We start from the raw sequence: 22,954 nt of genomic DNA on the forward strand, positions 1-22,954 counted from the left end.
GCATTTCTGAGTGAAATTGTTGTGATTTTAGGCAATGCCCGCATTTATTAGACATTGATGATGAATAAATAGCGAAATATTGTCCATTAGGCTTTACCCATTCCTCTTTTTTTAAGACAATACACCTATCTTTGAATTCTATTCATCTTACTCTTTAAATCATTTGTTTGGACTCTGACCTATGACAACCCCGCTTAACGAACGTCGTATTGCAAACGCAATTCGTGTATTGGCAATGGATGCTGTGCAAAAAGCAAACTCTGGACATCCAGGTGCGCCAATGGGGATGGCTGATATCGCTGATGTGGTATGGCGTGAGTTTTTCAACCATAACCCGACTAACCCACAATGGGCGAACCGTGACCGTTTTGTACTATCAAATGGTCATGGCTCTATGTTGCAATATGCGTTATTGCACCTTACGGGCTATGATTTATCAATTGAAGATTTAAAAGCATTCCGTCAACTGCACTCTAAAACGCCGGGTCATCCAGAATTAGGTTATGCACCAGGTATTGAAACTACGACTGGCCCGCTTGGTCAGGGGATTGCAAACGCAGTTGGTTTCGCTCTAGCTGAAAAAACATTAGCAGCGCAGTTCAATAAAGATGACCTAAGTGTTGTTGACCATTTCACTTACTGTTTCTTAGGTGATGGCTGTTTAATGGAAGGTGTTTCTCACGAAGCATGTTCACTTGCAGGTACTTTAGGTCTGGGTAAACTGATTGCTTACTATGATGACAACGGTATTTCGATTGATGGTGAAGTAGAAGGTTGGTTCTCTGACGATACAGAGCAACGTTTCTTGGCTTACGGTTGGCAAGTCCTTAAAGCTGATGGTCATGATGCAGATGCATTACGTGCTGCAACTTTGCAAGCAAAAGCTGAAACGAAAAAACCAACGATCATCATCTGTAAAACGATTATTGGTCTAGGTTCACCAAACAAACAAGGTAAAGAAGACTGCCACGGTGCGCCACTTGGTAATGACGAAATCGCATTAACACGTGAAGCATTAGGTTGGGCAGAAGGTCCATTTGAAATTCCTGCTGACGTTTATGCAGCATGGGATGCAAAAGCAAAAGGCACAGCTTCTGAAGCGGCTTGGAATGAGTTATTTGCGCAATATGCAGCAAAATATCCAACTGAAGCAGCTGAATTGAAACGTCGTCTTTCAGGTGAATTGCCAGCTGAATTCCTGGCTCAAGCCGATGCGTTTATTGCTGAAACTAATGCAAAAGCCGAAACCATTGCTACACGTAAAGCAAGCCAAAACACATTGCAAGCATTCGGTCCATTATTGCCTGAATTATTAGGCGGTTCTGCGGACTTGGCTGGTTCTAACTTAACACTTTGGAAAGGTTGCCAAGGTGTTCAAGACAATCCAGCGGGTAACTACGTACACTATGGCGTACGTGAGTTTGGTATGACTGCAATTGCAAACGGTGTTGCGCTTCACGGTGGTTTCATTCCTTACGTTGCAACATTCCTTATGTTTATGGAATATGCGCGTAATGCAGTACGTATGTCTGCGTTGATGAAACAACGTGTAATCCATGTATATACACATGACTCAATTGGTTTGGGTGAAGATGGTCCAACGCATCAACCTGTAGAGCAAATTGCATCTTTACGCGGTACACCAAACTTAAATACTTGGCGTCCATGTGACACCGTTGAAGCCGCTGTGTCTTGGAAATCTGCACTTGTACGTTCAGAAGGCCCAACTGCGTTGATCTTCTCTCGTCAAAACCTACCATTCCAAGCACGTACAGATGCACAAATTGCAAATGTAGCGAAAGGTGGTTATGTATTGGCTGAAGAAAAGGGCGAATTAAAAGCGATTATTATCGCGACAGGCTCTGAAGTATCTTTAGCAATGGAAGCACATGCACAGCTTGAAGGTGTGCGTGTCGTATCTATGCCATGCGCAGAAGAATTTGTGAAGCAAGATGTAGCGTACCGTGAAGCGGTTCTTCCATCAAATATTCGTGCACGTGTTGCTGTTGAAGCAGCGCACGTAGACTACTGGTGGAAGTTTGTAGGTCTTGATGGTCGTGTAATTGGTATGACGACTTATGGTGAATCTGCACCAGCGAAAGACTTATACCAATACTTCGGTATTACCACTGAAGCGGTTGTTGCTGCAGTAAAAGAATTGACAGCTTAATCCCCCTCGGTTGACTGTTAAAAAGACGCCCCAGTTTAGGGGCGTCTTTTATTTTGAATGACATATACAACATGCAAAATACTGATGCCAGTAGTTGCATAAATTTTAGGTGAAGATATGAGCTTATATGATCAAATTCATGACGAAGTCGTGTTAATGGATGCGGGCGAACAGAAGTGGATTGGACCAGATCTACCTTTGGAAGCGATGGTGGCGGTTGAACTACTATTGCAAGACTTGGCAGAGGATAAGCAAATTAAGATTCGCCGTAAAAACCATGAAAAACAGACGGGTATGAAGCTGATTGATCGGATTTTGATTGAAAAATTATGATGGTTTTCACGTCTAAAAGAAGCCTTATTGAAGTGATTCAATAAGGCTTTTCTTTGGGTAGATTTCGGTTTAAATATAAGCCATACAAAAAATCAACATCCCTTTGAGAGCAAAATGAAAGTACAAAATATTCATATTGTGTCGTTGACAGAAATAGATCAATCGATCTGGTCTACATTATGGCGAGCTTATCAAGTATTTTATCAGGCTGATTTATTGGAACAGATATCTGAAAACACGTGGCATAAACTGACTGGTTCTAAATGTGAACATATGTATGGTTTTGCCGCAATTATAGCAGGTCAGGTTGTAGGCATTGTGCATGTGATCGAACATGATAGTTGTTGGACGTTAAAGCCTTATGCATATCTACAAGATCTATTTACGCATGAGGAGTATCGTGGGCTAGGGGTTGCAAGAGCTTTAATCGAACATGTCAAAATGCATACCGAAAAGCGAGCATGTGATCGAATCTATTGGCTTACCCATCAGGATAATTTAGTCGCTCAGCAACTCTATAATAAAGTCGCGAAGAAAACAGGTTTTATTCAATATAAAATGTAGTGCTAAGACTACATTTTAGAACAAATTTATCGTTCTAAACTTGCAACATATCGTTTTATCTTTATGGGTGTATTCGCTGTAAAACTCTATAAACTAAACAGTATTCCAGTGTGAGATAAAAACATGAACTTTAAAGCTTTAACAATCGGTTTGGCTGTTGCAACTGCAACGACATTTGCTATGGCGAAACCTGTAGCATATCAAATTGACCCTACACATACTGCAACAGTGTTTTCATGGAACCACTTCGGTTTTTCAACACCATCTGCAAACTTTAGCGACATTCAGGGTGTCATTAATGTTGATAATGCAAAACCTGCAAATTCGTATGTGAATGTAACGATTCCATTATCTAGCTTGAATACCAATGTAAAAGCTTTGGATGAGCACTTACAGGGTGCAGATTTCTTTGATGCAACAAAATATCCAAACATCACTTTTAAAAGTACTAAAGTACAAGCAGTTGGTGCAAACAAATACAAAATCACAGGTGACTTAACTGTTAAAAACGTGACTAAGCCTGTTGTATTGGATGCTGTATTGAATAAGCAAGGTGAGCATCCAATGACGAAAGCTCAATCTATTGGTTTCAATGCGACAACTTCATTTGACCGTTCTGCATTTGGTGTAGGAGCTTATGTGCCGAACGTAGGTGATAAGATCACAGTGAATATCACGACTGAAGCATCGGTTGCAAAATAATTTTTGTAATACAAAAGCTTATCAAGGAAGGAGAGAGCCTTGGTAAGCTTTTTTGTTTCTAACATCCTCACAAAAAATGTGATCGTTCTGCTCAAAATAATAATAAAACTAATAGGTTTATAGAAATTTTACCCAAAATGCGAGTATCGGAATTTATTTAACGTGGTTTAAACTTGTGCATTACTATGATTTTTTAGAAGTAATGCTATTTAATTATTAGAAATTCAGCAAAAAAATGCGCAGACAGCAGTCCTAAAGCTTCTTGAACTTAATAGTTCGTGGAAAAGTCATAAAATCAATTGGTGAATTTCACACTAATGATTTCCTCCCTTAGAAAAGCATGTATGTTGAATAGAATAACTATGTATTTACTGCAAATATTTATTTTAAGCTGAATATTAAAAAGATCCTTTTTTAATTAAAATACTTATTTGATGGGGAATCATAAATTTTTCATCTATATAGAGGGGGAATTTAATAAAAAATGGCTAGATTAATCTGACACACCCACCCATTATGATAGAAAAATAAAAGTGAGTAGCTGATTTATTGATTAATCTTTACGGCTTGCAATGTTTGATTCTTTTGGGGTTATCTTAAAACTAAATATGTGGATGAATAAAGCCTTTTTTAGGGCTTTATTCATCTAAATTATACTTGGATATATGAATTAAGCTGTTATGGCGTTACTTTTGTTAAGGATGATATTAATTTGGTTTCGTAGTCATTTAGGACATTGTCAATATTTTCAATCCATTTTGTGCCATTGGCAACTTGTGCAGATTTAACTACTTTACTGTAAACATGAACAGGTTCAGCAGCTAAATTTTTTGTATTACTAATATCTGTGTCAATTTCTGAATGGATTTTGATGGATGCAAATCCTGGTTGGAACCATGACCAAAACTTATTGATTTTAATGTTGAGAACAAAGTCGGCATTTGCTCGGTTAGTTTCATTATTTTCAAGAACTACATACCCAGATCGTTCGAGAGCGAGGGTAGTACGTTTTTGTAATAATTCTGAGACGGTTTCTTTTTCTAACAAAATATCGCCTAAAGCTTTTCCATATCCATTTCTTTTACGAGCAACAGCTTTTGCTTTATCTGCTTCAGTTGCCTTAGCCAAGCCATCTTTTAAAGATGGGATGTCGGCAGTTGCAGGTTTATCTTCGAAAGTTCGGTCATCTTCAACGAGTGCAATCACTACTTTTTTAGAATTTGCTGCTTCTTGATAAGATGTAGGATTATGAGGTGTAGGGACTTGAATCAGTCCACGAGATGTTGCACAACTAGAAAGTGTAGTTATTAACAGCCCCAAAGTAAGAATTATGAAAGAGTGTTTCACTAGTACCCCTAAATATTTATATAGTTGGAAAAACGGGATAAATATAAAGAAATAACCCATAAAATGAAAGAGAATTATTCTCATTTGTTAAATTATTAATTTTCGTTGAATATTAAAATATAAAGTCTAGAGTTCTGTGTTTGAATTGAAAGAGCGCCTGTTAATAAGAACTTCTTTATATGCCCCTAGTTGAAAATCATTGGACTTTATAAATAATACTTTATTTATTTGTAAGATTTTCTACATATTCTCGCCATTCGATGCTTTGATTTTATTCTTATCTGAAATATCACTATATTTTTCTGGAGCTGTATATTTATAACTAACTTAGTTGCTCTTTTCATTTTGAAAAAGATGAAAATATGTGCTTTGAATATTGAGCTCACGCCGTAGCCCAATAGGGTTAAAAAATAAGTGATATATTTTAAAAAAGCACCTACTAGAAAGAGATTCAGAGGTGCTTTTTTATAGCATGTCAGATAAGCAATACTAAAAGAATGTGTAACGTATCACTATACTCTATAAAGTTTTAACTCATTTTCATTTGTATTAAGAAGCAGTTTTCACTTCAACCAGCTGTTGCATGTACGTTGCTATAACCTGACCTGAGACTTGCTCTAAGGGTGCTGCAAAACGTAGATTGTCTGCACGTAGGGCTGGAATATTAATCCGTGCTTGGCGCAGCTCTGCGGTATGCCCGATCAACCATTTTTCTAAACCATCGGCGGCGACTTCAGGGTGGAACTGTAAACCGAGAATGTTTTTGCCTACACGAAACGCTTGGTTAGGATAAACCTCTGAGCTGGCTAAAAGTTCAGCCTGCGCAGGGAGGTCAAACGTATCCCCATGCCAATGCAGGACTTCGGTTCCTTCAAGTGCTTGCAATGGATTATGTTCAAGAGTATGGAGCTGTAACTGACTCCAGCCAATTTCTTTACTATGACCTGCATACACTTTTGCATCCAAAGCATGTGCGATTAACTGTGCGCCGAGGCAAATCCCTAAAGTGGGTAATTTTTTTTCTAAACGCACTTTCAGTAGCTCTATTTCTTGTTGTAGAAATGGGTAGTCTTCGGTTTCATACACCCCGATAGGGCCACCTAAGATGACGGTTAAACCGTCATAACTTAATGCTTTGGCTAAGTCATCTTTACCTGCTTCAAAATATCGTACCCGATAACCCAATTGATATAACACATCTTCCCATGCGCCTAGATCTTCAAACGCAAGATGCTGAATGGCGTAAATAGTATCAGGTAATACAGTCATGACAGGCTCGTTTATTGGTACTAAGGAGCCTAAAAATGTACAGGGAAATGAGCCGAAGTTGAAGTCAAGAACGAAGAAAATATGTAGAAAAACACGACAAATGAAATCATTCACTTTGTTTAAGTTGCAACATATTTTTAATCATCCATTTACTTGAGTTTAAGATCTCATGTTGTAAATGTTCATCAGCCATGCTGCGTGCCATGACAATAGCTCCGACCAGTTGGCACAGTACAGCCCAAGCTTGTGTTTCACTGCTCAGATGCTGTGTAAATAAAGCATGACCACGAAGCATTTCCTGTTGAAAGCATTGTTTTGTGCTTTCGCTACTACGTGCAACTTCTGTTGCTAAGGCGGGAATGACACAACCATGATCTGGGCGCAGGACATGAGAGAAAGCTAAATAGCGATCTAGTTCAAAATCAATCCAGTCAGATAGTTTTTCATGAGGATTGGCTTGCCATGCCTGAAAACTGTGTTGTAGCTCTGACTCAATGAGTGCTTCAAATAATTCGTGTTTTGACGAAAAATGTGAATAAAAAGCGCCGCTGGTCATTTGAGCGGCTTGCATAAAGCTATCGACACCAGTATTGGCAAAACCTTGTTTTTTGGCCAGTTGGGCACTGATTTTAAGTAACTCTTTACGTTTTTCTTCTTTATAGCCTGTTTTGTAGCGCATAGTGATTTCATCAAAATATTATTGACTGATTTTGAAAACTATAACATAGTGATCGTTATAATAACGATCGTTATTTTATAAAAGGGAAATATTTATGGATAGAACACAGCAAGAACAACAGTCGCAATTGACCGAAGCTAAAAAGAAAGTGGCATTGGTGATTGGTGCAGGCGATGCAACAGGGGGGGAAATTGCCAAACGTTTTGCTCGTGGCGGTTATATCAGCTGTATGACGCGAAGAAATGCTGAAAAGCTCCAGCCCTTAATTGCGGACATAGAGGCTGAAGGGGGGATTGCGTATGGTTTCGCTTCCGATGCACGTAAAGAAGATCAAGTCATTGCTTTGGTGGAAGAAATTGAAGCTAATATTGGTGAAATAGATGTTTTGGTGTTTAACATTGGGGCGAATGTGCCGTGTAGTATTTTAGAAGAAACTGCACGTAAGTATTTAAAAATTTGGGAGATGGCATGCTTCGGTGCATTTTTGACAGGGCGTGAAGTAGCGAAGCGAATGGTACTGCGGGAACGAGGGAGCATTATCTTCACAGGGGCAACCGCAGGAATAAGAGGTGCAGCAAACTTTGCCGCTTTTGCAGGTGCAAAACATGCATTACGTGCTTTAGCCCAAAGTATGGCGCGTGAATTGGGACCTAAAAATATTCATGTAGCCCATGTGGTGGTTGATGGTGCAATTGATACGGACTTCATCAAAGACACTTTCCCAGAGTTGTATGCACGTAAAGGGCAGGATGGCATTTTAAACCCTGTACATATTGCAGAAAATTATTGGCATTTGTCGCAGCAACCGCGTGATGCATGGACGCATGAGTTGGATTTAAGACCTTGGATGGAAACGTGGTAAAAGGACAAAGCATGAAAACCGTAGAATTTTATTTTGACTTGGGCAGCCCGTATAGTTATTTGGCCTACTATCGGTTACGGCAAATGGCCGAGCAACAAAGTTTTCAAATCATATATAAACCTATTTTATTGGGTGGCGTATTTAAGGAGACAGGGAATAGAAGTCCGATAGAGATCCCGAGTAAAGGTATTTATTCCATGTTAGATATGCAGCGTTGGGCGGATTATTACGGCATTCCCATGCAAATGAACCCACATTTTCCCATGAATACTTTAACCTTGATGCGTATTTTGACAGGCGTTCAATTGTTGCATTTAGAAAAGTTTGAGCAAGTTTTAAAACTTTTATTCGATGCGATGTTTGGTACACCCAAAAACCTTAATGAACCTGCTGTCTTAGCAGAGGTGTTAAAACCAAGTGGCTTTTCTGTAGATGACATCATGAGTATGGTTCAGTCGGATGTGGTGAAGCAAAAACTGATCACTGAAACGGAACTGGCCATTCAACGGGGCATTTTCGGTGCACCGACATTCTTTGTGCAGGATGAGATGTACTGGGGACAAGATCGCTTGCATTTTGTTGAGCAAGCACTGCAAAAGTAAGTTAGATAGAGAGCAGATTAGCCAAAGTAATGGCTAATCTGCTTCAGAATTAAAATAAACGTTTAGGGGTATGCGCAGTGTCCAGACTCACCATTTCGTGTTCGTCTTTTAGCTCAACCCCAGAATAGCCAAGTCTTTTTGAACCACGCATGAGCGACATTAGTCGTTGTGTTGCAATTAGAATACTTAAACCCGCAGGACGAACATTAGAAATACAGTTTCTTTTTGCGTCTAGGGTACCAGTACTAGCTTTCCATGTGTAATAAATCCCCATGCTGTCTGGTGAGCTGAGACCAGGGCGTTCTCCAATCAGCATGACCAACATTGTAGCGTGTAGGCATTCGGCAACTTGGTCACCCAAAGCAACTCGGCTGCCTGTTGCAATAACGATAGGAGCAATAGACCAATGCTCAGCTTGCAAATGCGGGATGAGGTGCTGAATAAACGGTACGGCATTTTCTTCAATTGCACGTGCAGAAAGACCATCCCCAATCACAATACAAACATCATAAGCTTGTGGGTTACTTGCTTTAAACGTTTGTAAGCCACGATAGGATTCACTATTAAGCAAACGCCCTAGATCTGGACGTTTTAGATATTCCTGCTTGTCTTCGGCTTGGCTATGTACGGTTAAAGTATCCAAACTTTGGGTTTTAAAACTAGAGACCAATAGATCGACATCTAAAGCTTGATGTACTGCATCCTGTGCTTCAGCATGGGCCAGTTGGAATTTCAGCATTTCATGCGTAGGAATACTACAACCTGCACGTCCGATTGCAATTCGTGCATCGGTAAATTTTTTAAGATTTTCCCAAACATCCTGATGCTGTTCGGATTGATAGTTTTCGAGAGGAACAAGTGACATAGGTTGCTCCTTATATATGTAAAAGTTTTTCAAACTGAGGTGGCATGTGTTCAGGCCACTGAATGTATTGTTGCTGTTGTTTAAAAATCCCTTGTTCGGCGAGCCACGTATCAAATTCAGGTGCGGCTTTTAGACCCAGAAGCTGTCTTAAATATAAGGCATCATGAAACGATGTGGTTTGATAGTTCAGCATGACATCGTCTGAACCTGGAATGCCCATAATAAAGTTCAACCCTGCTGCACCAAAGAGGGTGAGTAATACATCCATGTCATTTTGATCAGCATCGGCATGGTTGGTATAGCAAATGTCACATCCCATTGGTAAGCCGAGAAGCTTGCCACAAAAATGATCTTCTAAACCTGCTCGGATAATTTGTTTGCCATTATATAAATATTCTGGACCAATAAATCCAACCACGGTATTGACCAACAGTGGGTTAAATTTACGTGCGACTGCATAAGCGCGAACTTCTATGGTTTGTTGATCAACGCCGTGATGGGCATTGCTGGATAAAGCACTACCTTGACCCGTTTCAAAGTACATCACGTTTTGTCCCACAGTGCCGCGTTTCAAAGCGAGTGTCGCTTCATAACCTTCACGGAGTAACTCAAGATTAATCCCGAAGCCGTCGTTGGCAAGTTGAGTTCCTGCAATAGATTGAAACATCAGATCAATCGGCACATTTCTTTCAGCCAGCTGAATGCCTGAACTGATATGGGTTAGCACGCAAGATTGGGTTGGAATTTGATGCTCTTGAATAATATGATCAAGGAGTTTTAAGAGCTCTGATAAATTTTGGAGGTTATCCGTTGCGGGGTTAATCCCTATTACTGCATCACCATTGCCATACATCAGTCCGTCCAAAATACTGGCCGATATCCCCAAGAGATCATCTGTAGGATGGTTGGGTTGCAAACGAGTGGAAAGATGCCCTTTTAAACCGATGGTGTTGCGAAATTGGGTGATGACTTCACATTTGCGGGCCACCAAAATCAGGTCTTGATTACGCATAATTTTACTGACAGCGGCTACCATTTCAGGTGTTAAACCTAAGGCAAGTTGCTGTAACTTTTCTGTACTCGCATCTGCACTGAGCAACCAGTTGCGAAAGTCACCTACAGTGAAATGTGAAATAGGGGCAAATAAATCACTACGGTGCTCATCAATGATTAAGCGTGTGATTTCATCTTGTTCATAGTCAATTAATGCCTCAGTTAAAAATTGTTTGAGTGGAACCTCTGCCAAAGCCATTTGTGCAGCAACACGTTCCGTTGCATGTTCAGCTGCAACACCTGCCAATTGATCTCCCGATCGCAATGGTGTTGCCTTTGCCATAAGCGTTTTTAAGTCATTAAAAACATAATGTTGATGTCCAATCAAAGTTTTATAAGCCATTTTGAAAGGTCCTCTTATAATTCTTGCTCAGCCTTGCGAATATTTTCAAACTCTTCTTCAGGTGTTCCTTGCACCAGTTTATGCCGACTATAAAAGATGAAGTAAGCAATAAATACCACATAGATACCAGCCGCCATAAACCAAACTTTAGGGTCGACCACAAAGCCTGCAATTACTGCGATACTGGCTAAAATTAAGGCAATAGATGAAGTCGCAATGCCACCTGGTGTTTTGTATGGGCGTGGTAGTTCAGGGCGACTGATGCGGAGTTTGATGTGGGACAGCATCATTAAAACATAGGAAATAGTCGCACCAAACACGGCCATTAAAATGAGTAGATCACCTTCACCAGTTAGCGATAGTAAAAAGCCAATGATGCCAGGGATGATAATGGCTAAATAAGGTGCTTTATTTTTATTTGTGAGTGACAGGGATGTCGGTAAATAACCTGCACGAGATAATGCAAAAATTTGGCGTGAATAGGCGTAGATAATAGAGAAGAAACTTGCAATTAAGCCCGCCAAACCCACAAAATTGACAAAACTAGCAAGCCACGTATTTGGTCCATAGACTGCAATAAGCGCATCGACCAATGGGGCACCTGATTCTTTTAATTGATCTGCACCAGCTGCTCCAACACCAAGGAACAAAATGAGCATGGCAAATGCAGCAAGGATAAGCATGGAACCGATTAAACCACGCGGGAGTGATTTAGATGGATCTTTAGCTTCTTCTGCTGCAAGTGGTACACCCTCAACGGCTAAGAAGAACCAAATTGCATAAGGCACGGCAGCCCATATCCCAATATAGCCCATAGGTAAGAAACTGCTTGCCCCAATATTTTCAGTTTGAGCAATATTAAACAGATTGGCACTGTTGAAATGGGGTGCCATTGCGACGAAAAATACAAATAAGGCCACAGCAGCAACTGCGGTAATCACAAAGATGATTTTCAGTGCCTCACCCGCACCTTTGAGATGAATGCCCATAAAAATCAGATAGCAGATCAAATAGATGATCCATCCACCGATACCAAATAATGATTCACAGTAAGCACCAATAAAGCACGCAATAGCAGCAGGTGCGATGGCATACTCGATTAAAATTGCAGTACCTGTGAGATAACCGCCTAAGGGGCCGAAAGCGGTGCGGGCGAAACTATAACCTCCACCAGCTGTGGGAAGCATGGTCGCCATTTCAGACATGGCAAGGCACATACATAGATACATAATGGCAACTACGACTGTTGCAATGAACATACCGCCCCAGCCACCTTGAGCTAAACCGAAGTTCCAGCCTGCAAAGTCACCAGAAATGACATAAGCCACGCCTAAACCGACTAAAAGTAGCCAGCCGACAGCACCTTGTTTAAGTTGTCTTTTTTCAAAATAATCGTCAGAAGTTTGCACTGTTTGTGTTGATAAAGATGTTGAATCTTTAAGCGGAGAGTCTGTCATAGGAAGCTCCATATCTTAAGTTTTTATAGATGGCTTGGTTCATACAATGTTTAAGCAATTTCAGTACCAAGCAATCAGACATCCTGTCTAATTTTGTGTGTAACGCAGAGATAAATTATTATTTTTGAAGGTTGAAGGTTGAAGGTTGAAGGTTGAAGGTTGAAGGTTGAAGGGGTTTAGGGTAACGAATTACCCTAAACACAACATGCACAAATATATTTATGCTTAGAAGAAGCCCATTGGCTTAGTGGCATAGCTTACAAGCAAGTTTTTAGTTTGTTGGTAATGATCAAGCATCATTTTGTGGTTTTCACGACCAATGCCAGATTTTTTGTAACCACCAAATGCCGCATGCGCAGGGTAGATATGATAACAGTTGGTCCAAACACGACCCGCTTCAATTGCACGACCCGCGCGATAAGACGTATGAGCAGAACGTGACCATACTCCTGCACCTAGACCGTAAATGGTGTCATTTGCAATTTTAATCGCATCATCAAAGTCTTTGAACGTTGTAACCGAAAGCACTGGTCCAAAAATTTCCTCTTGGAAAATTTTCATGTCGTTTGTGCCTTTAAAAATGGTTGGTTCGATATAGAAACCTGTACCCACTTCATTACGTTCACTACCACCCGTCAGTAATTGAGCACCTTCATTACGTCCTGTTGCGATACAGCCTAAAATTTTCTCTTGTTGTTCTAAAGAAGCTTGTGCACCAATCATCGTTTCAGTGTCTAGTGGGTGACCTGTTTTGATGCGTTTGACACGTTCAATTGCTTTTTCCAAGAATTTATCGGCTATGCTTTCTTGAACTAATGCACGTGAAGGGCAAGTACAAATCTCACCTTGGTTCAACGCAAACATAGCAAAGCCTTCAAGCGCTTTGTCAAGATAATCATCGTCTTGATCCATAATATCTTCAAAGAAGATGTTAGGAGATTTACCACCAAGCTCTAAAGTTACTGGAATAATATTTTCAGTTGCATACTGCATAATCATTTGCCCAACAGCGGTTGAGCCTGTGAATGCAATTTTTGCAATACGTGGGTTAGTTGCAAGTGGACGGCCTACTTCAACTCCATAACCATTTACAATGTTTAAAATGCCTGGTGGGAGTAAGTCTTGAATCAGTTCAACCAAGACTAAAATACTTACAGGCGTTTGCTCAGCTGGTTTAAGAACAATACAGTTACCTGCTGCAAGGGCTGGAGCAATTTTCCATGTTGCCATTAAAATTGGGAAGTTCCATGGAATAATTTGTCCCACAACACCTAATGGCTCGTGGAAGTGATAGGCAATAGTGTCTTCATCAATTTCAGAAATACCACCTTCTTGTGCACGAATACAACTTGCAAAATATCGGAAATGATCAATTGCAAGTGGAATATCTGCAGCTAAGGTTTCACGTACTGGTTTACCGTTATCCCAAGTTTCAGCTACAGCCAATTTCTCTAGATTTTCCTCTAGACGATCAGCAATTTTAAGGAGTAAATTAGAACGTGTAGTTGGAGAAGATTTATTCCATTGTGCTTTAGCTTTGTGTGCAGCATCGAGAGCAAGCTCAATATCTTCAGCAGATGAACGTGGGATTTTAGTAAAGGCTTTACCGTCGACAGGAGAGATATTTTCAAAGTATTCACCTTTTATTGGAGCAACCCACTCGCCACCAATAAAGTTTTCATACTGTGCTTTAAATTCTACTTTTGAACCAGGTTGGTTAGGGTCTACGTAGCGCATATTGAAGTTCCTTTGCTTATTGATTTTTTAAAAGCATCTACAGCTTTGGTATAAGGTACATCAGTACAATATTTAAGTAGCATACCTAATATAAGGTTGGAAAAAGGTTGGAAGGATGCAGGTTTACAAGCTTCCGACAAATGTTTACAACCATGCAATACAGTGGATGTGTATCAGGAATTGTTTTGAGAATAAGGAATGATGGCAATGCAACATTTAATACAGAAAAGACAAGAAATAGAAAAGCTTAGAACCAGCAGCAGTATTTCGACGGTACAAGCTGAACAGCTCGGAAAAAGCATTGCAAGTTCGTGGCAGCGTTCTAATTCGGCAGAGATTCCTAAGGATCGTTTTGCAGCGCCCATTTCTGAAGGTTCGATGTCACAAGGTTCAGCATTACAACATGCTTTAAGTTACTGCGCGGATGAGCTCAAGCATATTGCACAGCAGTCCTCAATGGTCGTTGCTGTGGGTGATATTGGTAGTACGATTATTTGGAGTGCTTCAAGTAAGCAAATGCGTAATGCTGCGGAAAGTGTACATTTTGTAGAAGGCGGGCAGTGGAGAGAGGAGTTGGTGGGGACTAATGCATTGGCATTGTCACTTAAAACTCAACAATCGAGTTGTGTGTTTTCTAATGAACATTATATGAGTTCCATCCATGATTGGGTTTGCTATGCAGCACCAATCATCGACCCCTATTCAAAACATGTTTTGGGGGTAATTGATTTATCGACCACATGGAAAAATCATAATAGCCTTGGTTTACTGGCAGCAGAGCGCTGTGCATCTATCATTCAAACAGCATTATTGGAATACCAGCGTCAACAACTGTATATTCGTGCTTTTGGTGTGCCACAAGTGCTTTTTAATGGCAAAGTGATGGTGCTCACACCACGTCAAATTGAAATTCTGACTATTTTAGCGCTATGTCCACAAGGTATGACTTTAGATACCTTACATCAGGCTTTATATGGTGAGCGAAAAGTGAGTATAGGCACACTTAAAGCAGAAATGTCGCAATTAAGGGATTTGTTGGGGGGAATGTTGGGATCTCGTCCTTACCGAATTTTGGCGCATATAGAAGCAGATTTCCTACAAGCAGAGCAGGCATTAGATGCTGCATATATCGAGACGGCTTTAAAGCTTTGCTCAGGTGTGTTATTGCCTAAAACAGAAAGTCCGTTTCTTTGCGCATGGCGCGACTGTTTGGAGTCACGTTTAAGTAGCGCGATTTTTAAAGCCAATGAAACTGATATGCTCTTTAAGCATGTAGCACGCTACCCAGAAGCAATTGATGCTGTTGAACGACTTATTGAGCTGACACCGAGTGGACACCCGGCGCATCAGCTACTTGAGAAATACAAAATTTAATAGTTTTGATTTGAGTTATGGAATAGGTTAATAAAAATTTTGCGATTAAATCTTCTTTTGTTCTAGCCACTGAAATAACTTGGTATAGACTTCGGCACGAACATCTGGTGCGGATAAGACTAAGTCGTGTAAACCATTTTGAATGGTCTCGACACAGATGTCACCTTGTAGATTTTTCGCCTGTTTTTCAATGTCTTTGACATCTAAAATTACATCACTGGTTTGTGCAGCTACGCCCCATTTTTTGGGGTTGAGTGTTTGATGTGAATGCATAATCAGTGCAGGAACAGAAAGCTTTAAACCGCCACGATGAATTTCTTTTTGCGCTTCATGGATGGCACGGACAAAACTGATGCGAACCATAGAATAACTTGGTTGTTTCCACTGCAAATCAAAGTTCCACTCGCCGTGTTCACTCTGATGTAGGCTTGGTACATACCATTTATTCAGTTCACTTGGAAATTTTAAGTCTGGGAAATGCTTTGCAAGTCGGCTGAGTTGTGGCACGCCAAGTTTGCGTTTAATTGGATGCATATTAAAATCATAAAAAGGACTGTTGGCCCATAGCGCTTTGATTAGAGGGTGTTGTGGATGGTGCGCTGCATATAGTGTGGTAATCAAACCGCCAGTCGAGTGTCCTGCCAGTACAACAGAAAGATGACCTTCAGCACCTATAATCTCAAGAGCTTGAGTAATTTCATCGTCATATTCGCGCAGATCACGGACATTGTAGTAGTTTTGGTGGCTTAAACGGGAGCGACCATATTTTCTTAAATCAAGTGCGTAAAAGTCGTAACCATGCTGATTGAACTGTTCAGCCATTTCTGTTTGGAAGAAGTAGTCAATAAATCCATGAATATACAGCACTGCTTTGGTTGTGGTTTGCGTGGCTTTTTTACGAATGAGAGTTGCGCAAACTTCACCTTCGTAGTCATTAGCAAAACTGAGTTTGAGTTGTTCGTAGTCTTCACCAAGGACATCTGGTTGATACGCAAGCGGGTTTTGTAGTGCTGACATAGTTCACTCTGGTTGTTATTGTCATGAGTTCCCTTATCCTTGATGAAGTCAGAATTTTTGTCAACCACAAATAAAAAAAGACAATTTAAGTGCAAAGGTAAGCAAGGATTAGGCTTACCCGAATGAAACAGTATGGACGTCTGTTTCATTCCACTTAAATTGTCAAAGCAAACAAAGTGTTAAGGAGAGAACTTAGACAGCCGCTTTAAAATCTACCACTGAAGCACTTGATTTGAGCGCCGCTTTAAAGATGTCAATCACTTGAGCATGGGTTGCTTTACGAGGGTTAGTCAGCATGCAGGCATCTTTTTGCGCGTTTTCAGACATAATGCCCAAATCTTGTTCTTTTACGCCCAGTTCAGACAAGCTTGATGGAATACCAATAGATGCAGATAATTCACGAATCGCATCAATGGCAGCATAGCCAGCTTCTGTCACAGTTAAACCTGCGGTGTTGACTCCCATCAGTTCTGCAATACGTGCATAACGATCAGGGCAGGCAATTAAGTTGAACTCACATACATGTGGCAGTAAAACTGCGTTACATACACCGTGTGGTAGGTTATAGAAACCACCAAGTTGGTGTGCCATTGCATGAACATAACCTAGAGATGCATTGTTAAATGCCATACCTGCTAAGTATTGTGCATAACTCATGGCATCACGTGCTTCAAGGTTCTCACCGTTTGCAACGGCTGGGCTTAACCACTCACTGATCATCGAAATGGCTTTCTCGGCACAAGCATCGGTAATTGGGTTAGCAGCTGTTGATACATAAGCCTCTACCGCATGTGTTAATGCATCCATACCTGTTGCTGCTGTTAAGCTTGCAGGTTTTGCAATCATCAGTTTAGGATCATCAATTGCAATAAGAGGAGTACAGCGCCAGTCTACAATCGCCATTTTTACATGAGTATCTGTATTGGTAATAATACAGAAACGCGTCATTTCTGAAGCTGTACCTGCTGTTGTGTTGATTGCAATCAGAGGAGTCATTGGAACGGTGCTTTTATCAATCCCTTCGTAGTCACGAATATGACCACCACCAGCAGTGACAAGCCCAATACCTTTTGCGCAGTCATGAGACGAACCACCGCCTAAAGACACGATAAAGTCACAACCTTGCTCATTATAAGCAGTTACACCGTTATGTACGTTAATGTCAGTTGGGTTTGGTTCCGCACCTGGGAAGATATGACTATCAACACCAGCATCTTTGAGATATCCTGCGATGGTGTCTGCTACGCCAAATTTGAATAAGCCAGCATCGGTTACGATCAGTGCTTTCTTCGCACCGAGGTTTTGTGCTTTACCACCAATTTCTTTGGCACAGCCTGGGCCAAACAGTGAAACACAAGGGATATAAAAACCGTTCGTTTGATCTGCAATATTTTTAAAAGCCATGGTGCGATTCCTTCTACCATATTTATGTTGTTATCGGTGCTCATTACCGTTTTTAGAGTATCGAATGATTCAAAAAACTTGTGTACCTACCAAATACCTACCATGCGTAAGGAAATGGAAAATACTGATTCTAAATCGAAAAAATAGCTATGATGAAAAGGCATAGCCTGCATGTGTGGAATTGTTTATATTGGTTTTGAAGCGGGATGAACGTCGCCAAATTCGATGAGGATTCACTGTGGACAGAAACGATAGGATTAAGCAATATCAAAACTTTGCCGTCGTGTTAAGGCAAGTTGTTCCGAGTGTTCAGCAGCTTTATCATGAGCAGTCTATGTTTCTCTCCACGCTCAGTGTGCACAATGTTTTGGGGATTGATGCAAAGCAACGCCAGATTCAAATTTTAAACCATTGCTTTCGTATTCAGTTCTATTCACCGACCGAAAACAAAACGATTTGTGTCCCACAGTTTATGTATAAGGGGCACTACGCTGAATCACTTGAAGAGTTTTGTTTACATGACATTGTCTTCTGGGTGGGTGAGCAGACTCCACAGCATTCTTTGTATTTACGTAATAAAGTAAAACAGTTACGCCAGTTGTTATTGCAACAGGTTTTTGTTGTGGTTGGGGGGCTAAGCCGGATCCAAACGATTTTGACTGAAATAGAGCACAGCCATGCAGAGCTCTTTCAGCAACTGTGTCAATATGTGGGCAGAATAGAACTTTCAGCAACGGATAACAATTTGCTGACTTTACTTGAGCAGTTATGTTACTTAGATGCAGATCAAGCAGAGGATATTCTCCCTATTCAGTCCTTGATGCATAGTTATGATGAGCTGTGTTTTAGTGCCAAGCAATTTCTAGAACCACATGTTTATCGCATCGTAGAAACAGCATTTCCTGAACGTTTTTGTTTACAAGAGCTGATTGATCATGGGCATGATATTTATTTATTGTATCCGCATGCGAAAGAGCAGCCTGAACTGTTGGGTTTTGCACGTTTAATGAATCGTGATCTTTGGTCATTGCCTGATTTGCTGGCAAAGCAACATTTTTTAGAGGTGCAGACCAAAGTTTGGCAAAAAAAAGTTGCTAAACTCCCTATTTTCGATGAAAAACGTACAGTGAATTGGCTATTCAAACAAAAAGCTGCCGTGACAGACTGGGTTAGCCACAACATTCAACATAGTAGTGTACGTGTTGCTGTGACTGCTTTGAGTTATTTGGATACACAGTCTTATCATCCTGAGATTATTTTAGTAGCTTTAAGGTACTTTCAGCATGTTGCAGCACGTTTGTTTATCCAAAGCTGTTATGAACATGCTATAGAACAGCAATGGTTTGAGTTGGAAGCCAACCAGCATGTCGTCTTAAAAAATAGACGCCAAGATATGGATGATCAGCGTATAGCAATCAGCCCGTCGATTTTGTATTTGGATGAATGGTTAGAACTACTGCACCGTGTAGTACAGCAGCAACCCGAATGGGGTAAAAAAGTTTATACAAAATTGAGTCGAGTCATGCAGGCTTACATTCAGCATTTAGATAAAATTGCACAAAAACTACCTGCTGGATTAGTGATTTATTTCAGTGAAGAAAACCAACAACATCGTGATTTTTATCGCCAATTGCAGCAGTACAAACTGCCTATCGAAAGCTTTAGACAACTTTTTTATCTGAATCATCCGCCATTGCGGGTTGCGGTGTTTGATGCTTATGTCCGAGATTATTTACCTGAACATTTCGAGACGCAAAAGGATGTTTTAAAAAATGTCACATGGAATGGCCTATTTCATCAGGCTGTGCAATGGCATGATCAATTACATAGCCAAGAGTTACTTGCTGAACTGAAACGGAAAGTCGGCCATGTGTCATGGCAACCGATCAGTCATGAAGCTTATTATTTTATTGAAAGTTGGGTATTTGAGGAGCTTAAAGATATTGATCGCATCATCGCAGAGTCTCGTCGGTTTAGACATTGTTTAGCGGCAAGCTTTGCTGAACGAATTATTGTCAATGAATACGTGGCCTTTCATATGAGTCATACTGATGCACAGCGCCACTTAACACTTGGCTGCTATTATATCGCGGGGCAGTTGTTATTTGATCAGTTGGAATATCCAAACAACCAAAAGGCACTTCCTGACGATGTGTTAGTGGCAGAGCAGTTTATTGCGATGCTCAACCAAGAACGACAAAAGGGCTGTTAAAATTTCAACAACACTCGACTTAATTTGTCGCACAAGAACTTCTATATGACGAGATCTGCTTAACTTTTTAGCAAAAACTCGGTAGGCTATAGCCGTTCATTAATGGTATAGGTCTTATGAAGCAAGAAACTGCACTCAAACTTCTAAAAGCGGGCGAAAATGTCTTTTTAACTGGTTCCGCTGGTGCAGGAAAAACCTATACATTGAACCAATACATTAATTACTTAAAAGCCCGTAAAGTGCCTGTGGCGATCACAGCCTCTACAGGTATAGCTGCAACACATATGAATGGTATGACGATTCATACTTGGGCTGGTATAGGTATTAAAGATGCATTAGGGGAAGATGAACTCAAACGCATGAAAGAACGTAAATATTTAAAAGAGCATTTAGAAAATGCCCAAGTGTTAATTATTGATGAAATTTCGATGCTACATGCGAAACAGCTCAATTTGGTCAATAAAGTTTTAAAATTCTTTAAAGAAAGTGAAGAACCATTTGGTGGAATTCAGGTCATTGTTGCAGGAGATTTCTTCCAGTTACCGCCCGTGGGGAAGAATGAAGAACGTAATCGCGATAAGTTCTGTTTTATGTCTGATGCTTGGGTGGAAGCCAAGTTCCGTGTGTGCTATTTGACCGAGCAGCACCGTCAGGGCAATGACTACCTCAACGATATTTTAAATGCTATCCGTAGCCAAACGATCCGCTCCGAGCATTTGCAAGCTTTACAAGCCACACGTCAGCAGGATATTGGTGAAACATTCACACGTTTATACACCCATAATATGGACGTGGACACCATCAACTTCAAACATTTGAATGAAATTGAAAATGAAGGTCGTCAGTTTGAGGCGGTGTGTGATGGCAATGACAAGCTTATTGAAACGTTAAAGTCGTCTGTGCGCGCACCTGAAAACCTCACTCTCAAGAAAAATGCCAAAGTGATGTTTGTAAAGAACAACTTTGACGTGGGGTATATTAACGGTAGTTTGGGTGAGGTGGTTGGCTTTGAAGAAGATGATGATTTCGGAGTCTTACCAAAAGTAAAACTGACTGATGGTACAGTACTGGTGGTTGAGCCTGAAACATGGTCGGTGGACAATGATGCAGGTAAAACCATTGCCAGTTTTCAGCAGATTCCATTGCGCTTAGCGTGGGCCATCACCATTCACAAATCTCAAGGCATGACCTTAGCAGCAGCAGAAATTAACCTGAGCCATACTTTTGAAAAAGGACAGGGCTATGTGGCTTTGTCACGGTTAAAGACTTTGGATGGTTTAAGACTACTGGGTTTTAATGAACAAGCCTTAGAGCTAGACAGTCTTGCCATTAAAGCAGATCGACGTTTCCAAGAACTTTCCGATGAAGCCGAAACACACTTTGAGGTCATTGATCTAGAGCCACAACACAAGGCCTTTATTCGTCACTGTGGCGGAACGCTCAATGAAGTTGAGATTGAGCGTAATGAAAAGAAAATTGCCCGTAATGCAGGTAAAGCCAACTATGCTTCTGCAACACTCGATGAAACACGTGAACTTTTTGAAGGTGGTTATGAAATTGCCGATATCGCCCAAGAGCGAGGGTTGACGGCTGCAACGATTATCAACCATTTGGCGAAGCTACATAAAGAACAGGGCTTAGACATTTCTATAGCTCATCCAGGCGAAGAAGTGGTAGAGCAAGTGCGAAAAATTTATAAACGTCTCATGAAACGTCAGCAAGCTGAACACTTTAGTGAAGATGGCGCAATTAAACTACGTCCGATTGTAGAGTTAACCAATCCGCGTATGGGCTATGACCAAGTGCGCTTGGCCTTACTCTATATTGAATAATGCTGCCGCAGTTGTACGATTCGTACCGAAATTTCTTACTTACTTTGCTGTTAAGTTCGGTTAAACTGAATTTTAAGGGATAAGAATAACGTAAAATCGTAATGAAATTGACAGCTTGGTACATGTTACGCAAATTTGTTTATAACAATTTGCATAATGAAGACTATGAGACACCCTTAAGCCGAGGGCTGAACTATTTCCTCATTGTACTGATTATGAGTAATGCTGCTGCTGTGCTGTTGGAGTCGGTACAGAAGTACTATATGTTGTATCAGGACTTTTTTTATTATTTTGAAATCTTCTCGATCATCGTTTTTACGATTGAATATCTCTTACGTTTTTGGTCAATTGCTGAAGCTAATAGTTTTGAGTCGGATTGGAAAAACCGCCTAAATTGGGTCAAAAGTGGTGGGGCAATTATCGACCTCTTGGCGATTTTACCTGCATATTTAAACTTCTTTGTTCAGTTCGATTTACGTTTTTTAAGAATCGTTCGTTTGCTCCGACTTCTCAAGTTAACCCGCTACTTTGTCTCTCTACAAATCCTATTGCGGGTCATTGAGCGCGAAAAAGGCTCATTTCAAGCGGTTATTTTCATTTTAATGATTATGATCATTATGGCGGCTGCGGGGGTGTATTTGATTGAAAGTCAGGCACAACCTGAGGTTTTTAGTTCTATTCCAGCTTCTATGTGGTGGGCTGTGGTTACACTGACCACCGTAGGGTATGGCGATGTGACACCTATTACACCGCTAGGACGTTTCTTGGGTGCGATCATTACTATTTTAGGTGTAGGTTTAGCAGCATTACCCGCAGGTATCTTGGCAAATGGTTTGGCCAATGAACTAGAGCAGCGCAAAGAACAACTAGAACTCAGATTTCGAGAGTTAATCCAGAATAGCGACATTGACTTTGTCCTAGAAACAGAAAAAATTGAGGAAGTTCGTAAAGAGGTTGGACTGACCAAAGAACAAACACAAGATATTATTTTGCAGCTTATACGTGAGCAAAAAGAAGAGTCATTAAAACAAGAGCGTGATCAGTATGCGTATTGTCCACATTGTGGGAAGAAGCTACCTGAATAAATCGGTGTAAAGAGGCATGTGTATCAACGTTCAAATCGAATGTTGAT

At 40.6% G+C, this 22,954-nt stretch carries 19 protein-coding genes; 10 read left to right on the forward strand and 9 right to left on the reverse strand.

Features of this window, described 5'->3' with window-relative positions; genetic code table 11:
* Positions 1-181: 181 nt before the first annotated feature.
* The 4 genes from tkt (at position 182) to ACZ8ZH_RS07730 (ending at position 3,769) form a co-directional block, all read left to right on the forward strand.
* Positions 182-2,170, forward strand: coding sequence for a transketolase (gene tkt, locus ACZ8ZH_RS07715; RefSeq protein WP_119063395.1), 1,989 nt, complete (start codon positions 182-184; stop codon positions 2,168-2,170).
* 117 nt (positions 2,171-2,287) lie between these two features.
* Complete coding sequence (locus ACZ8ZH_RS07720; protein WP_004696769.1) at positions 2,288-2,503, forward strand: hypothetical protein; 216 nt, start codon at positions 2,288-2,290, stop codon at positions 2,501-2,503.
* A gap of 114 nt (positions 2,504-2,617) precedes the next feature.
* Entirely contained in the window at positions 2,618-3,067 is a 450-nt protein-coding gene (locus ACZ8ZH_RS07725) for a GNAT family N-acetyltransferase (RefSeq protein WP_119063396.1), read from the forward strand.
* 123 nt (positions 3,068-3,190) lie between these two features.
* Positions 3,191-3,769, forward strand: coding sequence for a YceI family protein (locus ACZ8ZH_RS07730; RefSeq protein WP_119063397.1), 579 nt, complete (start codon positions 3,191-3,193; stop codon positions 3,767-3,769).
* A gap of 678 nt (positions 3,770-4,447) precedes the next feature.
* Here the strand turns inward: ACZ8ZH_RS07730 and ACZ8ZH_RS07735 are convergent.
* The 3 genes from ACZ8ZH_RS07735 to ACZ8ZH_RS07745 form a co-directional block, all read right to left on the reverse strand.
* On the reverse strand, positions 4,448-5,101 hold the full coding sequence (locus ACZ8ZH_RS07735; RefSeq protein WP_470247928.1) for a flagellar biosynthesis protein: 654 nt from the start codon (positions 5,099-5,101) through the stop codon (positions 4,448-4,450).
* A gap of 564 nt (positions 5,102-5,665) precedes the next feature.
* Positions 5,666-6,385, reverse strand: a complete 720-nt coding sequence (locus tag ACZ8ZH_RS07740) for a glutamine amidotransferase (RefSeq protein ID WP_119063398.1) — start codon at positions 6,383-6,385, stop codon at positions 5,666-5,668.
* Positions 6,386-6,491: 106 nt separating this feature from the next.
* Entirely contained in the window at positions 6,492-7,064 is a 573-nt protein-coding gene (locus ACZ8ZH_RS07745) for a TetR/AcrR family transcriptional regulator (protein WP_119063399.1), read from the reverse strand.
* A gap of 94 nt (positions 7,065-7,158) precedes the next feature.
* Between ACZ8ZH_RS07745 and ACZ8ZH_RS07750 the strand changes: the two genes are divergently transcribed.
* Positions 7,159-7,926 carry an SDR family oxidoreductase gene (locus ACZ8ZH_RS07750; RefSeq protein WP_119063400.1) on the forward strand — a complete coding sequence of 256 codons (768 nt, stop codon included), beginning with the start codon at positions 7,159-7,161 and terminating at the stop codon, positions 7,924-7,926.
* An 11-nt stretch (positions 7,927-7,937) separates the two neighbouring features.
* Positions 7,938-8,528, forward strand: a complete 591-nt coding sequence (locus ACZ8ZH_RS07755; protein ID WP_119063482.1) for a 2-hydroxychromene-2-carboxylate isomerase — start codon at positions 7,938-7,940, stop codon at positions 8,526-8,528.
* Between the two features lie 49 nt (positions 8,529-8,577).
* Here the strand turns inward: ACZ8ZH_RS07755 and eutC are convergent, their stop codons facing one another.
* From eutC to exaC, 4 genes are all read right to left on the reverse strand, one after another.
* Positions 8,578-9,393: an ethanolamine ammonia-lyase subunit EutC gene (gene eutC / locus ACZ8ZH_RS07760; RefSeq protein ID WP_119063401.1), complete on the reverse strand. Its 816-nt coding sequence runs from the start codon at positions 9,391-9,393 to the stop codon at positions 8,578-8,580.
* Between the two features lie 10 nt (positions 9,394-9,403).
* The gene (locus ACZ8ZH_RS07765) at positions 9,404-10,789 is read right to left on the reverse strand and encodes an ethanolamine ammonia-lyase subunit EutB (protein ID WP_119063402.1); all 1,386 of its coding nucleotides are present in this window, start codon (positions 10,787-10,789) and stop codon (positions 9,404-9,406) included.
* A gap of 14 nt (positions 10,790-10,803) precedes the next feature.
* Positions 10,804-12,258 carry an ethanolamine permease gene (eat, locus tag ACZ8ZH_RS07770; RefSeq protein WP_416332343.1) on the reverse strand — a complete coding sequence of 485 codons (1,455 nt, stop codon included), beginning with the start codon at positions 12,256-12,258 and terminating at the stop codon, positions 10,804-10,806.
* Positions 12,259-12,471: 213 nt separating this feature from the next.
* Positions 12,472-13,983 carry an acetaldehyde dehydrogenase ExaC gene (gene exaC, locus ACZ8ZH_RS07775; RefSeq protein ID WP_086210170.1) on the reverse strand — a complete coding sequence of 504 codons (1,512 nt, stop codon included), beginning with the start codon at positions 13,981-13,983 and terminating at the stop codon, positions 12,472-12,474.
* Between the two features lie 198 nt (positions 13,984-14,181).
* Here exaC and ACZ8ZH_RS07780 point away from each other — a divergent pair, with 198 nt between their 5' ends.
* Positions 14,182-15,357 carry a helix-turn-helix domain-containing protein gene (locus ACZ8ZH_RS07780; RefSeq protein ID WP_086210169.1) on the forward strand — a complete coding sequence of 392 codons (1,176 nt, stop codon included), beginning with the start codon at positions 14,182-14,184 and terminating at the stop codon, positions 15,355-15,357.
* A gap of 45 nt (positions 15,358-15,402) precedes the next feature.
* On the opposite strand, the gene ACZ8ZH_RS07785 is transcribed toward ACZ8ZH_RS07780, so the two are convergent.
* Together ACZ8ZH_RS07785 and mdh are read right to left on the reverse strand one after the other, a co-directional pair.
* Positions 15,403-16,374 carry an alpha/beta hydrolase gene (locus tag ACZ8ZH_RS07785; RefSeq protein WP_119063406.1) on the reverse strand — a complete coding sequence of 324 codons (972 nt, stop codon included), beginning with the start codon at positions 16,372-16,374 and terminating at the stop codon, positions 15,403-15,405.
* Between the two features lie 192 nt (positions 16,375-16,566).
* The gene (gene mdh, locus ACZ8ZH_RS07790) at positions 16,567-17,778 is read right to left on the reverse strand and encodes an iron-dependent methanol dehydrogenase (protein ID WP_119063407.1); all 1,212 of its coding nucleotides are present in this window, start codon (positions 17,776-17,778) and stop codon (positions 16,567-16,569) included.
* Between the two features lie 238 nt (positions 17,779-18,016).
* Between mdh and ACZ8ZH_RS07795 the strand changes: the two genes are divergently transcribed.
* The 3 genes from ACZ8ZH_RS07795 to ACZ8ZH_RS07805 all read left to right on the forward strand — a co-directional run bounded on the left by ACZ8ZH_RS07795 (position 18,017) and on the right by ACZ8ZH_RS07805 (position 22,907).
* On the forward strand, positions 18,017-19,990 hold the full coding sequence (locus ACZ8ZH_RS07795) for a hypothetical protein (RefSeq protein ID WP_119063408.1): 1,974 nt from the start codon (positions 18,017-18,019) through the stop codon (positions 19,988-19,990).
* Between the two features lie 116 nt (positions 19,991-20,106).
* Complete coding sequence (locus ACZ8ZH_RS07800) at positions 20,107-21,822, forward strand: AAA family ATPase (RefSeq protein ID WP_119063409.1); 1,716 nt, start codon at positions 20,107-20,109, stop codon at positions 21,820-21,822.
* A 101-nt stretch (positions 21,823-21,923) separates the two neighbouring features.
* Positions 21,924-22,907, forward strand: a complete 984-nt coding sequence (locus tag ACZ8ZH_RS07805) for an ion transporter (RefSeq protein ID WP_119063410.1) — start codon at positions 21,924-21,926, stop codon at positions 22,905-22,907.
* The last annotated feature ends 47 nt before the right edge of the window (positions 22,908-22,954 follow it).

Source organism: Acinetobacter sp. SW-226, assembly GCF_055632855.1.